This is a genomic window from Ottowia flava (genome assembly GCF_008017535.1).
Lineage (GTDB): Bacteria > Pseudomonadota > Gammaproteobacteria > Burkholderiales > Burkholderiaceae_C > Ottowia > Ottowia flava.
Genome location: NZ_VRUA01000011.1, coordinates 56,826 through 71,968, shown reverse-complemented (window position 1 = coordinate 71,968; position 15,143 = coordinate 56,826). Strand labels below are relative to the sequence as shown.

Below are 15,143 nucleotides of genomic sequence, written 5' to 3'. Positions count from 1 at the left end.
TTTGGTCGCAATGCGCCTCCAGGGCGGGCGACAATGCCAGCGCTGCTGTCCACCACCGACCCTTGGGGCGGCGTTGTGGTGCAGTCCCCGCGTTGCTGCCCTGCTGCTCCCACCCATGTCCCTGCCTCCCATCCTGCACGGCCCCGATCGGCCCGACCTGTTGCGCCCGGAAATCCTGGCCGACGTCTTTGAAGCCACGGCCGCGCGCATCCCCGACAAAACCGCCCTGATCGCGGGCGAACGCAGCCTCAGCTACGCCGAGTTGGACACCGCCGCCGACCTGGTCGCCCACCGGCTGATCAGCGCCGGCGTGCAGGCCGGCGACATGGTCGGGCTGTGGCTGCCGCGTGGCATCGACTTGCTGGTGCTGCAGCTGGGCATCGCCAAGGTCGGCGCGGCCTGGTTGCCGTTCGACAGCGAGGTGCCGACCGAGCGCATCGCCATCTGCCTAGAAGATGCCAGCGCCAAGGCGCTATTGATAGATGAGCTGGCCGCGCAGGCGGTTCTAGGGCAAGCGGGCATTTCGGCTCAAATCTTCACGGCGCAGCAGCTGCTGGCGCCCCTGCCCGAAGGCGAAGTGCTGCGGCGGCGCGAAAACGCCTCGCCCGACCACACGGCCTACGTCATCTACACCAGCGGCTCCACCGGCAAGCCCAAGGGCATCGCCATCACGCAGCGCAGCATCTGCCACTTTTTGCGCAGCGAGAACGCGCGCCTGGGTGTGCGCGAAGACGACAAGGTCTACCAGGGCTTTTCGGTCGCCTTCGACATGAGCTTCGAGGAGATCTGGATCAGCTACCTGGTGGGCGCCACGCTGTGGATTGCGCCCAAGGAAATCTCGGGCGACCCCGAGGCGCTGCCGCGCGCGCTGATCGAAAACGACATCACCGTGCTGCACGCCGTGCCCACGCTGCTGGCGCTGTTCGCGCAGGACGTGCCCAATCTGCGCATCATCAACCTGGGTGGCGAGATGTGCCCGCAGGCCCTGGTCGAACGCTGGGCGCCCGGCCGCCTGATGTTCAACACCTACGGCCCAACCGAGGCCACGGTGTCGGCGAGCCTGGCCCAGCTGCAGGCCGGTGAGCCCGTCACCATCGGCGAGGCGCTGCCCAACTACGGCTTGCTGGTGATCGAGGTGATCGACCCGGACAGCATCGTGGGCGCCGTGGTGCCGCCGCTCAAAATTCTGCCGTTTGGCGAAACCGGTGAGCTGTGCATCACCGGCCCCGGCGTGGCCGCGGGCTACCTGGGCCGGCCTGAGCTGACGGCCGAGAAATTCCTGCCCAATCCCTGGGCGCGCAACGCGCAGGAAGCGCGCCTGTACCGCACGGGCGACCTGGCGCGGGTTGAAAACAAGAGCGACGGCACGCCGCAGATGCAGTGCCTGGGCCGCGCCGACGACCAGGTGAAGATCCGCGGCTTCCGCGTGGAGCTGGGCGAGATCGAGGCCGTGCTGGCCGAGCAGGCCGGCGTGGGCACCACGGCTGTCATCATGCGCAAGGACGAGGCCGGCATGGAGCAGCTGGTGGCGTTTTACGTGCCGACCGGCGACACCCCACCGGCCGTGCGTGCGTTGCGCGATGGGCTGTCCGAGCGCCTGCCGCCCTACATGGTGCCGGCGCGCTTTGAGGCGCTGCCCGCCATGCCGCGCCTGTCGTCCGGCAAGATCGACCGAAAGGTGCTCAAGGCCCAGGCACTGACCGAAGCGGCGCCGACGGAGGGCGGCGACGAGCCGCAAACGCTCGCCGAAGAGGTGCTGTTCGCCGCGCTGGCGCAGCTGTTTCCGGGCCAACCGATCCGGCGCGAGCTGGATTTCTTCAGCGACCTGGGCGGCCATTCGCTGTTCGCGGCGCGCATCATCTCGGCCCTGCGCCAGGACCCGCGCTTTGCGCAGGCCACGGTGGCCGACATCTACCAGAACCGCCGCATCGGCCCGATCGCCGAAAGCCTGCAGGCTGGCATGGTCGACGTGGGCGCGGCGCAGGTGGAGCGGCCGTTCGTGCTGCATTCGGCCTGGCGCCGCTGGCGCTGCGGTATCGCGCAGGGCGTGGCCATTCCCTTCCTGGTGCTGCTGAAGATGGCGCAGTGGCTGGCGCCGTTTTTCGCCTACCACTTCTACACCGGGGACGCAGGCGATTCGGTCTGGCGCGCCATCGGCATGTCGGTGCTGGCCTTCGTCGTGACCACGGTGCTCGAATTCGTGGTGGCGTGGGGCGGCAAGTGGCTGATCGCCGGGCGTTTGAAGCCCGGCAGCTATCCGCTGTGGGGCATCACGTACTACCGATGGTGGCTGGCCGACCGCCTGACCGAGGCCGTGCCGACCTACATGATCAACGGCTCGCCGCTGTATTCGGCGTGGCTGCGGGCGCTGGGCGCCAAGGTGGGACCTGAGGTCAACCTGGGTTCGGTCACCGTGCGCGTGCCCGAGCTGGTGGAGATCGGCGAAGGCAGCAGCATCGGCAACGTCGTGATGTTGGAGAACGCCCGCGTCGAAGGCGGTCTGTTGCACCTGGGCCGCATCGACATCGGCGCGCAGGCCAACGTGGGTTCTTACGTCACGATCGAAGGCAACACGCGCATCGGCGAATGGGGCCACCTGGAAGGCCAGTCGGCGCTGTGCGACGGCCAGCAGATCCCGGCGCGCAAGGTCTGGCACGGTTCGCCCGCGCGCGAACGCGGCGAGTTCGACCCCGCCACCCTGCGCCCGCGCGAACTGCCGAGCGGCGCGCGCGTGACGCTGGAGACCGTGGTCTTCCTGGTCGGCGCGCTGGCGATCTCGGTGCTGTTCTTCATGCCCGTGTACCCGACCTTCCTGCTGATCGACCTGCTGGACGTCGACGCCATTTCGGTGCGCCCGCTGGTCGATGCCGGCAGCATCACCGACGTGCAGGCGTTTGCGCTGCGCCTGCTGAAGTTCTTCCTGCTGGCCTTGCCCGCCAGTCTGGTGTTCATCTTTGCCACGGTGCTGCTGTCGGCGCTGATCCGCTGGGCGTTTCTGCCGCGCATGCGGGCGGGCACCTGGTCGCTGCACAGCAACCGCTACCTCGCCAAATGGCTGGTCAACCAGATCCAGGAGTCCAGCCTGGCGGTGCTGCACGGCATCTACGCCACGGTGTATTCGGCCAGCTGGTACCGCCTGCTGGGCGCCAAGGTCGGCAAGGAGACCGAGTTGTCCACCGCCCTGGGCGTGGTGCCCGACATGCTGACATTGGGCGACGAATGCTTCATCGCCGACGCCGTGATGCTGGGCGACGAACACATCGACGGCGGCTGGATGACGGTGCAGCCCACCGTGGTGTCGCGCCGCAGCTTCGTCGGCAACGGCGCCTACGTGCCGGACGGCACGACGATTCCCGAGAACGTGCTGATCGGCGTGATGAGCGCCGTGCCACGCAACGCCGCCATGCAGCCCGGCGACACCTGGCTGGGCGCGCCGCCGCTGCACCTGCCGGCGCGCGAAGTCGTTGCGGGTTACCCCGACAACCTGACCTTCGCGCCCTCACGCTGGCGCAAGCTGGGCCGCGCCCTGGTCGAAGCCTTCCGCATCGCCGCGCCGCACGCGCTGGTGATCGCCGCTGGCTACGCCATCGTGCTGGACGCCATGCCCTTGGCCGAGGCCGGCCGCTGGCGTGACGTCGCGTTGGACCTGGGCGTGGGCGGCGTGCTGTTCGGCTTTGCCACCTTCGTCTTTGTGGCGCTGTTCAAATGGCTGACGGTGCGGCGCTACCAACGCCGCGCCGTGCCGATGTGGACGCCCTTCGTGTGGCTGTCCGAGGCCACGACCAACATGTACGAAGGCATCACCGTGCCGTGGCTGCTGCGCTACCTGCGCGGCACGCCCTGGCTGTCCGACGCTTTTAACCTGCTGGGCGCCGACATCGGCCGCGGCGTGTACCTGGACACCACCGACATCACCGAATTCGACTGCGTGCACATCGGCGACCACAGCGAGCTGAACGCCGCCTGCTGCCCGCAGACCCACCTGTTCGAAGACCGCGTGATGAAGATCGACCACGTGCGCATCGGCAGCCGCGTCACCCTGGGCCCGCGCTGCACCGTGCTGTACGGCGCCAACGTCGGCGACGGGGCGCAACTGGGTCCGCTCACGCTGGTCATGAAGGGCGAGAGCATTCCGGCGGCCACCCGCTGGCGCGGCCTGCCCGCGGCGCCCTGGCGCTGAAGGCGGGCAGCCTGTCGCGCGCTGCGAGGGCCAGGTGTGGCGCGCACGCTGAAAATCGCCTCGTTCGGCTGGCGGAACCTGCCATGCGGCCAGTACGATGACAGCGTTTCGCCGTCGGCACTGCTGACCGGCGTTTCTTTCTTCCTCCAGTCTGATGCGCGACGCGCCAGGCGCTGCTGTTTTGCCCTGTTGATGACCATGCCCCGCCGCTACCTTCCCCTCGCTCCCCTGGCCGCCGGCCTGACCCTGTCCGGCTTGAGCTGGGCACAAAAGCCTGCGGCCCCGGTCCTGCCCGCCGCCGCCGAAGCCGCGCCCGCCTGGCAGGCCTGTCTGGGCAAGGCCGACAGTGACCGTCTGGCCTGTTACGACGACTGGGCCAAGGGGCAGCAGGAATTGCTGACCGCCATTGAAGACAAGGCCCGCTCGGTCGAAACCTCGCCGTCGCGCAACGTGGCGCCCAGCGCCCAGGCCGCTGCGGTGCGCGGCCAGGTCGCCGCCGCGGTGGCGACCACCCAGCCCGACGCCGATGGCGCGGCCGGCTCCAGCGGCGTAATCGGCGTCGGCCTGGAGCAGGGTTGCCGCGACCGCCAGTTCTCGGAAACCTCGCGTTTCTGGGAGCTCGAATCGGGCTCCAGCTGCCCCACCTTCGGCCTGCGCGCCTACCGCGCCAACACCGTGGCGATCGGCAGCAGCGACAAGGTCAACCGCCAGCCCACGTCGCCCAACCCCGCCAACAGCGCGACCGAGCCGGTCGACTACAGCAAGCATTCGATGCGCCTGCAGATCTCCGTGCGCACCAAGCTGGCCAGCGGCATCTTCACCCCGCGCGATGGCACGCTGCGCGATTCGCTGTGGGCCGGCTACACCAGCCAGTCCGAATGGCAGGTGTTCAACAGCCAGCTGTCGCGCCCGTTCCGCAACACCGACCACATGCCGGAGATCATGTACGTCTACCCCACCACCGCCAAGCTGCCCGGCGGCTGGTTGTGGCGTTACAGCGGCATCGGCCTGGTGCACCAGTCCAACGGCCAGAGCGACCCGCTGTCGCGCAGCTGGAACCGCGTGTACCTGATGACCGGGTTCGAGAAGGACGACCGCTTCAGCGTGCAGCTGCGCCTGTGGAAGCGCCTGTCTGAAAGCGACGAGAAGAACAACAACCCCGACATCACGCGCTACATCGGCCGCGGCGACCTCACGCTGGGCTGGAACATCGATTCCAAGAACACCGTGCGCGCCATCTACACCGGCTTCAACGGCCGCGGCTCCGGCAAGCTGGAGTGGACGCGCTCGCTGGGCGATGGCCGCGGCAACACCTTCTCGGGCCTGCGCCTGTACACGTCGATCTTCCACGGCTACGGCGACACGCTGCTGGACTACAACTACAAGCGCACCACCTTCAGCTTCGGCCTGAGTCTGGTGGACTTCTGAGCGCCGCGCGATTCCGGTTTTCGAGCAAATCGCCCTCTGGCTCTACAACCGATTGCGCGGGCAGCTAGCAAAACAGGAGTGAAGGTGGTGGCTGTGCAGACGGCACTTCCTGCCCGCGCCGATGCGCTGGCGCATGCCTGAGGTGCCCATGTGCGCGCCGCAGTGCTGCCGATTCGCTGGCGATGGCGCGCCCGATGCGCCGCGTGTCTGGGCCTTGCCTATCGACATCGGCGCGCCGTTCTCGCCCCCCGAAGCCGCGCGCCAAGACGCGCGCAGCGCCGCCCGCGCCGCCCTGCGCGCGCTGCTGGCCGAGCACTTCGCGTTGCCGGTCCACGCGATCACCCTGAGCGACCAGCGCGGCGCCGGCGTGCGCGCCACGCTCGCAGCAGGCACCGCGCCGCCGCCGGGCTGGGCCACGCTCGGCTTGTCGATCAGCCACGAAGCCAGCGTTGCGCTGGTCGCCCTGCGCACCGCCGGCCCCGTAGGCGTGGACGTGGCGGTGTTGCCCGCCGCTTGGTCCGCTCACGCGAACGACGTTGCCCTGCGTCAGCAGGCCGCGCTCTACCTCGGCCCGGCGCACCCGGCGGCGCAAGCCGGGGCCGACGCCGCGTGCTTTGCGCGCGGTTGGGCGGCATGGGAAGCGCGCTTGAAATGCCTGGGTGAGCCGCTGATGGAATGGTCGCCCGCGCTGGCGGCGCGTTTGGGGGTATGTCAGGTGGCGGCGCTGGCGCTGCCCGCCGAGATCGCACAGCGCTTGCCCGCGCCCGCTGCGGCGGCGGTCGCGTGGCGCGGGTCGGTAGCGTGAAGCACAACACCGGCCGATCGGCCGGTTGCTATTGGTTTTGAAGCTGCTCGCGCAAGTGGTTGTAGGGCTGGCGGGCGAAAAGGCTTGAAATCTACCGCCGGCGATCAGGCCGCGTCGCGGTAGAAATTCGCGCCCAGCACGCCGCGCGGCTTCAACGTCCCGACCGCTTGGCCAATGGCACCGATGTGGTCCGGCGTCGTGCCGCAGCAGCCGCCCAGGATGTTCACCAGGCCTTCGGCGGCGAACTCGTGCACCAGGCGGCTGGTGACTTCAGGCGTCTCGTCAAAGCCGGTGTCGCTCATCGGGTTGGGCAGGCCGGCGTTGGGGTAACAGCTGATGAAGGTGTCGGGTGCGACACGGTTCAGCTCCTGCACGTACGGGCGCATCAGCGCCGCGCCCAGCGCGCAGTTCAGGCCGATCGACAGCGGGTTGGCGTGGCGCACGCTGTACCAGAACGCCGTGACCGTCTGGCCCGACAGCACGCGGCCGGACGCGTCCGTCACCGTGCCGCTGATCATGATCGGCAGCACCTCGCCGGTCTGCTCGAAGGCCTCGTCCACGGCGAACAGGGCGGCCTTGGCGTTGAGCGTGTCGAAGATCGTCTCGACCAGGATCACGTCGGCGCCGCCTTCGATCAGCGCCAGCGTCTGCTCCAGGTAGGCCGCGCGCAGCTGCTCGAAGCTGACGTTGCGCGCGCCGGGGTCGTTCACGTCGGGGCTGATGCTGGCCGTGCGCGGCGTGGGACCGAGGGCGCCGGCGACAAAGCGCGGCTTGTCCGGCGTGCTGTATTTGTCACAGGCGGCGCGCGCCAGGCGGGCGGATTCGAGGTTCATCTCGCGCGCCAGATGGCCCATCTCGTAGTCGTCCTGCGCGATCGTGGTGGCGCCGAAGGTGTTGGTCTCGATCAGGTCGGCACCCGCGGCCAGGTACTGCTCGTGGATGTCGCGGATCACGTCGGGCCGCGTCAGGCTCAGCAATTCGTTGTTGCCCTTCACGTCGCGGTGAAAGTCCTTGAAGCGCTCGCCCCGGTACTGTTCTTCCGTCAGCTTGAAGCGCTGGATCATCGTGCCCATGGCCCCGTCCAGGATGACCAGACGTTGCTTCAGGATCTCGGGCAGCGCGGCGGCGCGCGTGTAGTGGGGCAGGCTCATGCCCGAATTGTAGGCAGCGGGGCATGGACTTGAGGGGCGTAGGCGCTTCGTGGGCGCCGCCACACTTCGGCACCCAGCGAAACATCGCGGCGTCGCGGCGCGCCAGACTGGGCTCTGTTTCACTCCAGACCGCGACCATGCCCGTCACCTGTTTCATCCGCTACCAGATCGACCCCTTCCAGCGCGCCGCCTTCGTCGCCTACGCGGAGGCCTGGGGGCGCATCATCCCGCGCTGTGGCGGCGCGCTCATCGGCTACTTCGTGCCGAGCGAAGGCACCAACGACATCGCCTGGGGCCTGATCGGCTTCGACAGCCTGGCCGCCTACGAGCGCTACCGCGCCACGCTGCGCGCCGACGCCGAAGGGCGCGCCAATTTCGAGCGGGCGCAGGCGCAGCGCTTCATCTTGCGCGAGGAGCGCACCTGGCTCGAAGGCGTTGCCGGCACGCTGAACCGCGCGGCCGAGGTGACGCCGTGATCGCCGTCATCTTCGAGCTGCAGCCACGCGAAGGTCTGGCCGACCGCTATTTCGCGCTGGCCGCCGAGCTGCGCGACACGCTGGCGCAGCAGCCGGGCTTCCTGTCGGTCGAGCGCTTTGAGAGTGTGACGCAGCCGGGGCGCTTCCTGTCGCTCAGTTTCTGGACCGATGAAGCGGCCGTGCGCGGCTGGCGCCAGCAGATGGCGCACCGCGCGGCCCAGCGCGAAGGGCGCGCCAGCGTCTTCGCCGACTACCGCCTGCGCGTGGCCGAGGTGCTGCGCGACTATGGTTTGCACGCGCGCGACCAGGCCCCCGCAGACGCACGCGATGCGTTAGGCTGACCGCCATGAGCTGCCCCGCCACCGCCCTGCACGAACCGCGCATTGCCCGCGTGGCGGCGCTGCTGGCCGACTCGGCACGCTCGCGCATGCTGGCCTGCCTGCTGTCGGGCGAACTGGTCAGCGCGGGCGAGCTGGCGCGGGCGGCGTCGGTCACGCCGTCCACCGCCAGCGGGCACCTGGCGCGGCTGCTGGACGAAGGGCTGGTCAGCTGTGAGCCGCGTGGGCGCCACCGCTACTACCGACTGGCGAGCGCCGACGTTGCGCACGCGCTGGAAGCCCTGGCCGTGGTGGCCGAGCGCACGCAGCACGCCAGCACGTGGTCGCACCCCGCGCGCCAGCGCCTGCGCCATGCGCGCTGCTGCTACGGCCACATCGCCGGCGAGTTGGGCGTGCGCCTGTGGGACACGTGGCTGACCGCCGGTGTGTTGCGGCCGGCAGCAGACGGCTTGACGCTCACGCCGGACGGCGAGGCCTGGTTCATCCACGCGGGCATGGCTGCACCAACGCCCAGCCGCCAGCGGCGCTACGCCTACGCGTGCTTGGATTGGTCGGAGCGGCGCGACCACCTGGCGGGCCAACTGGCCGACGCGTGGTTGACCCACTGCCTGGGCCGCGACTGGCTGCGCCGCAGCGATGGGCGAGCGCTGCAGCTGACGCCTGCGGGCGAGCGCGAATTGCTGCCGCTGTTGCTGTCTGGGAGCGCGAGCGCTTGAACCGCGCAGGTCAGCGTTCGGCGCGCGCTTCGACGAACGCCAGCACGGCTTGCAGCATCTGCCGCACTTGCGGCTGCACGCCGACGGCCACATCGGGCAGGTAGTCGAAGGGCAGCGCTTCCTGCATGTAGCTGCACTGGGTCATCTCCAGCTGCACCGCATGCACGTTCTGCGCGGGCTGGCCGTGGTGACGGGTGATGTGGCCGCCCTGGAAGCGGCCGTTCAGCACGCCGCTGTAGGCCGGGTTGGCCTGCGCGATGGCCAGCAGCTGTTCGGCCAGTTCCGGCGCGCAACTGCTGCCGTTGCCGGTGCCCAGGTTCAGGTCGGGCAGCTTGCCCTCGAAGAAGCGCGGCAGCACGGAGCGGATGGAGTGCGCGTCCCACAGCGCGGCCACGCCATGCGCGGCGCGGATGCGCGCCAGCTCCTCGGCCAGCTTGGTGTGGTAGGGCTGCCAGAGGGCGTCGCGCCGCGCGGCGATTTCGGCGGCGTCGGGCTGGTCCTGCGCGTCGGCGTAGACGGGCGTGCTGTCGAAGGTGTCGATCGGGCACAGGCCGGTCACGCTCTGGCCCGGGTACAGGCTGGCGCCGTCCGGCGGGCGATTGAGGTCGATCACGTAGCGCGAATGCGTGGCGACGAGCACCGAGGCGCCGAGTTCGTCCGCGAAGTCGTACAGGCGCTCCAGGTGCCAGTCGGTGTCGGGCACGTTCCGCGCTTCGGGTGTGAAGCGCGCCGCCAGCGCTGGCGGCACATGGGTGCCCACGTGGGGCATGGAGATGAGCAGCGGCCGCGTGCCGCGGCGAAAGCGGAACGGGGCTTCGGTGGTGGAGAAGGTCATGGGGGTTCCCTTGAAATCGGTCGGACGGCCTCAGGCCGCCGTCTGCAACAACTGCTGGCGCGCCTGCACGAAGCCGGCGCGGGCTTCCTGCCGCAGCGCATGGGCGCCGCCGCGCACCTGCGGCTGGCCGCCGACGTAGACCTTGTGGATCGCGCTGGTGCGGTGGCTGGCGAACACGTGGGCCGAGAGCGCGTCGGCACCATCCAGTCCCGCCAGGGCGCTGTGCTGCGCATCGAGCACCACCAGATCGGCCTGCTGGCCCACCGCCAGGCCGCCGATGGCGCGGCCCGCCGCCTGCGCGCCGCCCTGCACGGCGGCCAGGGTCATCGCGGTGGCGACCTGCGGCTGCGCGGGCGTGGCCATGACGTTGCGGCGGCGCGTGGCCAGGCGCTGGCTGTACTCCAGCACCATCAGTTCCTCGGCTGGGTTGACGCAAATGTGGCTGTCGGAGCCGATGCCCCAGGCGCCGCCGCCTGCCTGCCACTGGTTCCAGTCGAAGATGCCGTCGCCCAGGTTGGCCTCGGTGGTGGGGCACAGGCCGGCCACGGCGCCGCTGGCGGCCGCGCGGCGGTATTCGTCGGCGTCCATGTGGGTGGCGTGCACCAGGCACCAGCGGGCATCGACCGGCGCGTGGTCGAGCAGCCAGGCCACGGGGCGCTGGCCGCTCCAGGCGAGGCAGTCGTCCACCTCCTGCGTCTGCTCGGCGACGTGGATGTGGATGGGCGCGCTCGCGTCGAGCGCCGTGAGTCCCGCCACGGCCTCGCGCAGCGCCTCGGGCGGCACGGCGCGCAGCGAATGCGGGGCCAGGCCCAGGCGTACCGCGGGGACGCCTTCGATGCCTCGCGCGCTCTGCGTGTCGCACAGCGGCTTCAGGCGCTGCAGCAGCGCCAGCATGTTGTCGGTGCTGCGGATGAAGCGGCGCTGGCCTTCAGCAGGCGGCTTGCCGCCAAAACCGGCCGTCTGGTAGAGCACTGGCAGCAGGGTCAGGCCGATGCCGGCGCGCCGGGCGGCGCGCATCACGGCCAGCGCGAGCTCGGCATCGTCGGCGTAGGCGCGACCATCGCGGTCGTGGTGCACGTAGTGGAACTCGCACACGCTGGTGTAGCCGGCCTCCAGCATTTCCACATACAGGCCGAAGGCGATGGCCTCCAGCTGCGCGGGATCGAGCTGCAGCGCGAAGCGGTACATCAGCGTGCGCCAGCTCCAGAAGCTGTCTTCGCCGGCGCCGCGGTATTCGGTCAGGCCCGCGATGGCGCGCTGGAAGGCGTGCGAATGCAGGTTAGGCATGCCGGGCAGCACGGGGCCGGCGGCCCGCGCCACGCCGGCGGGCGCCGCCGCAGCGGACTGCACCTGCGTGAGCGCGCCGCTGGCACCATCCCAGGTCAGCAGCACGTCGCGCGCCCAGCCGGTGGGCAGCAGCGCGTGCGGTGCGAAGAGTTGGCGGGGCGGCAGCGTTGCGGTCATGGGCAGGAAAGCATCAAAGGTGGCCGCCGCGACGCGGGCGATGGCCGGGGAAGGGGTGGCGGCGCTGGCGGGTTCAGGCACTGCGGTCCTCGGCCACCCGGCCCTGGCGTACCACGGCACGCACCGGGCGCTGGCCGAACCAGTAGGCCAACTCGGAGGCGTCCTGCAGATCCCAAAGCACGAAGTTGGCCGGCCGGCCCACCGCCAGTTCGCCATGCGTGTCCTGCAGGCCGAGCGCACGGGCCGCGTGGCGGGTGATGCCGTCGATGGCTTCGGGCACCGTGAGGCGAAACAGCGTGCAGGCCATGTTGGCCATGAGCAGCAGGCTCAGGCAGGGCGAGGTGCCGGGGTTGTGGTCGGTGGAAACAGCCATTGGCACGCCGGCCGCGCGCAGCGCCTCGATGGGCGGCAGCTGCGTGTCGCGCAGGGTGTAGTAGGCGCCAGGCAGCAGGACGGCCACGGTGCCGCTGTGCTTCATGGCGTCGATGCCCGCTTGCGAGAGGTGCTCGATGTGGTCGCACGACAGCGCACCGTAGCGCGCGGCCAGCGCGGCGCCGCCCATGTCGCTCAGCTGCTCGGCATGCAGCTTGACCGGCAGGCCCAGCGCCTGCGCGGCGCGGAACACGCGCTCGGTCTCCTCCAGCGAAAAGGCGATGCGCTCGCAGAACACATCAACCGCATCCACCAGCCCTTCGGCATGGAGCGCGGGCATCATCTCCTGGCACACGCGCTCGATGTACTCGCTGCTGCCGTTGGGGCGGTTGGCGTACTCGGGCGGCAGCGCATGCGCACCCAGGAAGGTGGTGCGCACGGTGACGCCGAAGGCCTCGCCCAGGCGGCGCGCCACGCGCAGCTGCTTGCGCTCGTGTTCCAGCGCCAGGCCATAGCCGGACTTGATCTCGATCGCGCAGACCCCTTCGGCCAGCAGGCTCTGCAGCCGGTGCGAGGCGCTGGCAAAGAGTTCGTCCTCGCTGGCCTCGCGCGTCGCCCGCACCGTGGAAACGATGCCGCCGCCCGCCTTCGCCACCTCTTCGTAGCTGGCGCCGGCCAGCCGCATGGCGAACTCGTTGGCGCGCTGGCCGCCGTAGACCAGGTGCGTGTGGCAGTCGACCAGCCCCGGCGTGACCAGCGCACCGCCGCCGTCATGGCGCGGAGCCTTGGCGTATTCGGCGGGCACGGCGTCGGGCGCGCCCAACCAGCGGATCTGAGCGTCGACCACGGCGATGGCCACGGGTGAGCCGTCCGCACCGCGCAGGTCGGTCCAAAGCCCATCGGCGCTGGGGAGTTGGTGAAACGGTGTCATGGCTGTGTACTATCAATTAAATAGCTGGCTGCGCAAGCTGCGCTAGGGCTGGAGCCTGATTTTGTTCAAAACCAGGTGCTGCGCACCGTCAGGATGTGCGGTCGTCGGCCTGGCGCCCGGACGCCGACCAGCGTACCGCGATCAGGCGCGCGTTGGGGCCGGTTGGGCGCAAGGCCAGCTGGGCAGAGGGTGTCGTCCACCACAGACCCTGGCCCGTGCGGAGCGCGTGGCCGTCGCCCACTTGCCAGTCGTCTTGCACCGCCAGCAGCAAGCCCATGCGACTGGGCGGCAGCGGATGTGCTTGCACGATCACCTCGACCGCGGCGCGGCCGCTTGCACGTCGGCTCATCACATTGAAATCGGTCGACACGTCGCCCAGCAATTCGCAGGCCAGCGGCGTGTCTCCGCTGAAGGCAAACGGTGCGAACGGCGTCGCCAAGTGGTGGTCCACACCGTCGCCCTTCAGCCAGACGCCGTCGCCGTCCAGCAATGCAATGGTCCGGTCCACGCCGGGGAAGGCCGAGAACGGCCCGGCCTGCGTGATGCTGGCCACGCTGACGCGGAAGTCAAAGGTGCTGGTGTCCGCACCGGGCGGCCAGCACAGGATTTCGCGCGTCGTGCCGCCGCCGTTCTTCCACGGCGTGGGCGCGATGGCATCGAGAGTGAAGGCGTGCAAGGTCATTGGCAGCTCGGCGAAGAGCGCGCGCACAACCGGTCGCGGCCGGCGCGCACCGCCTTCACTTGATCATCGGCAGCTTCAACCCGAACTTCTTCGCCTTCTCGATCGCCAGTTGGTAGCCCGCGTCGGCATGGCGCATCACGCCGGAGCCGCAATCGTTGACCAGCACGCGCGCCAGGCGCTTCTCGGCGGCTTCGGTGCCGTCGCACACGATCACCATGCCGGAGTGCTGCGAGTAGCCCATGCCCACACCACCGCCGTGGTGCAGGCTGACCCAGGTCGCCCCGCCGGCCACGTTGAGCATGGCGTTGAGCAGTGGCCAGTCGGACACGGCGTCGGTGCCGTCCTTCATGGATTCGGTTTCGCGGTTCGGGCTGGCGACGGAGCCGGTATCCAGGTGGTCGCGGCCGATCACGATCGGGCCTTTCAGCTCACCGTTCTTGACCATCTCGTTGAAGGCCAGGCCGGCGATGTGGCGCTCGCCCAGGCCCAGCCAGCAGATGCGCGCCGGCAAGCCCTGGAAGCTGATGCGCTCCTTGGCCATGTCCAGCCAACGGTGAGTGTGCTTGTTGTTGGGGAACAGTTCCTTGATCTTGGCGTCGGTCTTGTAGATGTCTTCCGGGTCACCCGACAACGCCACCCAGCGGAACGGGCCTTTGCCTTCGCAGAACAGCGGGCGGATGTAGGCGGGCACGAAACCAGGGAAGTCGAAGGCGTTCGCGAGGCCTTCGTCAAACGCCACCTGGCGGATGTTGTTGCCGTAGTCCACCGTGGGCACGCCCATCGCGTGGAAGTCCAGCATGGCCTGCACGTGCACCTTGCAGCTTTGCGCGGCGGCCTTGGTCAATGCGGCGTGCTGGGACGGGTCGGCCATGGCGGCTTTCCACTGGTCCACGCTCCAGCCCATGGGCAGATAGCCGTTGATCAGGTCGTGGGCCGAGGTCTGGTCGGTCACGATGTCGGGCTTGGGGCCGCCGGCCTGGGCGCGCTTGACCAGTTCGGGCAGCACCTCGGCCGCATTACCCAGCAGCGCGATGGAGACAGCCTCGCCTTTCTCAGTGTGCTGCTTGATCAGCGCCAGCGCATCGTCGATGTCCTTGGCCTGCTTGTCCACGTAGCGGGTGCGCAGGCGGAAGTCGATGCTCGACTGCTGGCACTCGATGGTCAGCGAACAGGCGCCGGCCAAAGTCGCGGCCAGCGGCTGCGCGCCGCCCATGCCGCCCAGACCGGCGGTGAGGATCCACTTGCCCGTGAGGTCGTTGTTGAAGTGCTGGCGGCCGGCTTCGACAAAGGTCTCGAAGGTGCCCTGCACGATGCCCTGGCTGCCGATGTAGATCCAGCTGCCGGCCGTCATCTGGCCGTACATGAACAGGCCCTTGTGATCCAGCTCGTTGAAGTGCTCCCAGTTGCCCCATTTGGGCACCAGGTTGGAGTTGGCGATCAGCACGCGCGGCGCGTCTTCATGCGTCTTGAAAATGCCCACCGGCTTGCCCGATTGCACCAGCAGTGTTTCGTCGGCTTCCAGGTCTTTGAGCGATGCCAGGATCTGGTCGAAGCATTCCCAGTTGCGTGCGGCGCGGCCAATGCCGCCGTACACCACCAGGGCCTGAGGGTTCTCGGCCACCTCTGGGTCGAGGTTGTTCTGAAGCATGCGGAATGGTGCTTCGGTGAGCCAGCTCTTGCAGCTGAGGTCGCTGCCGCGCGGGGCGCGGATCACGCGGGTGGGGTCCAGGCGAGGGTCGGTGGCGGTGGTCATGTGCAGGCCTCT

At 69.4% G+C, this 15,143-nt stretch carries 12 protein-coding genes; 6 read left to right on the top strand and 6 right to left on the bottom strand.

All coding sequences use genetic code 11. The features are described 5' to 3' along the window. Positions 1 to 115: 115 nt before the first annotated feature. The 3 genes from FVQ98_RS12315 to FVQ98_RS12305 all read left to right on the top strand — a co-directional run bounded on the left by FVQ98_RS12315 (position 116) and on the right by FVQ98_RS12305 (position 6,413). Positions 116 to 4,180: a Pls/PosA family non-ribosomal peptide synthetase gene (locus tag FVQ98_RS12315; RefSeq protein ID WP_147913742.1), complete on the top strand. Its 4,065-nt coding sequence runs from the start codon at positions 116 to 118 to the stop codon at positions 4,178 to 4,180. 192 nt (positions 4,181 to 4,372) lie between these two features. Then, positions 4,373 to 5,608, top strand: coding sequence for a phospholipase A (locus FVQ98_RS12310; RefSeq protein ID WP_255507756.1), 1,236 nt, complete (start codon positions 4,373 to 4,375; stop codon positions 5,606 to 5,608). 133 nt (positions 5,609 to 5,741) lie between these two features. Then, positions 5,742 to 6,413, top strand: coding sequence for a 4'-phosphopantetheinyl transferase family protein (locus FVQ98_RS12305; protein WP_147913740.1), 672 nt, complete (start codon positions 5,742 to 5,744; stop codon positions 6,411 to 6,413). A gap of 104 nt (positions 6,414 to 6,517) precedes the next feature. Here FVQ98_RS12305 and FVQ98_RS12300 read toward each other — a convergent pair whose 3' ends face one another. Then, on the bottom strand, positions 6,518 to 7,564 hold the full coding sequence (locus tag FVQ98_RS12300; RefSeq protein WP_147913739.1) for a homocysteine S-methyltransferase family protein: 1,047 nt from the start codon (positions 7,562 to 7,564) through the stop codon (positions 6,518 to 6,520). Positions 7,565 to 7,701: 137 nt separating this feature from the next. On the opposite strand from FVQ98_RS12300, the gene FVQ98_RS12295 reads away from it, so the two are divergent. Genes FVQ98_RS12295 through FVQ98_RS12285 form a run of 3 tightly spaced genes read left to right on the top strand, consistent with a single transcriptional unit; the run spans position 7,702 to position 9,094 of the window. Continuing rightward, entirely contained in the window at positions 7,702 to 8,040 is a 339-nt protein-coding gene (locus tag FVQ98_RS12295; protein WP_147913738.1) for an NIPSNAP family protein, read from the top strand. Further along, complete coding sequence (locus FVQ98_RS12290) at positions 8,037 to 8,381, top strand: antibiotic biosynthesis monooxygenase family protein (RefSeq protein WP_147913737.1); 345 nt, start codon at positions 8,037 to 8,039, stop codon at positions 8,379 to 8,381. Before FVQ98_RS12295 ends, FVQ98_RS12290 begins: the two co-directional genes overlap by 4 nt. Before the next feature lie 5 nt (positions 8,382 to 8,386). Then, positions 8,387 to 9,094 (top strand): ArsR/SmtB family transcription factor, encoded by a 708-nt coding sequence (locus FVQ98_RS12285; RefSeq protein ID WP_147913736.1) that lies wholly within the window; start codon positions 8,387 to 8,389, stop codon positions 9,092 to 9,094. A 10-nt stretch (positions 9,095 to 9,104) separates the two neighbouring features. On the opposite strand, the gene hutG is transcribed toward FVQ98_RS12285, so the two are convergent. From hutG to hutU, 5 genes are all read right to left on the bottom strand, one after another. Then, on the bottom strand, positions 9,105 to 9,929 hold the full coding sequence (gene hutG, locus FVQ98_RS12280) for an N-formylglutamate deformylase (RefSeq protein WP_147913735.1): 825 nt from the start codon (positions 9,927 to 9,929) through the stop codon (positions 9,105 to 9,107). Positions 9,930 to 9,959: 30 nt separating this feature from the next. Beyond that, positions 9,960 to 11,393: a formimidoylglutamate deiminase gene (locus FVQ98_RS12275; protein WP_147913798.1), complete on the bottom strand. Its 1,434-nt coding sequence runs from the start codon at positions 11,391 to 11,393 to the stop codon at positions 9,960 to 9,962. Positions 11,394 to 11,466: 73 nt separating this feature from the next. Continuing rightward, on the bottom strand, positions 11,467 to 12,696 hold the full coding sequence (gene hutI, locus FVQ98_RS12270; protein ID WP_147913734.1) for an imidazolonepropionase: 1,230 nt from the start codon (positions 12,694 to 12,696) through the stop codon (positions 11,467 to 11,469). 88 nt (positions 12,697 to 12,784) lie between these two features. Further along, positions 12,785 to 13,378, bottom strand: a complete 594-nt coding sequence (locus FVQ98_RS12265) for a HutD/Ves family protein (protein WP_187265719.1) — start codon at positions 13,376 to 13,378, stop codon at positions 12,785 to 12,787. Between the two features lie 55 nt (positions 13,379 to 13,433). Beyond that, complete coding sequence (hutU, locus tag FVQ98_RS12260) at positions 13,434 to 15,131, bottom strand: urocanate hydratase (RefSeq protein WP_147913733.1); 1,698 nt, start codon at positions 15,129 to 15,131, stop codon at positions 13,434 to 13,436. Positions 15,132 to 15,143 lie beyond the last annotated feature (12 nt).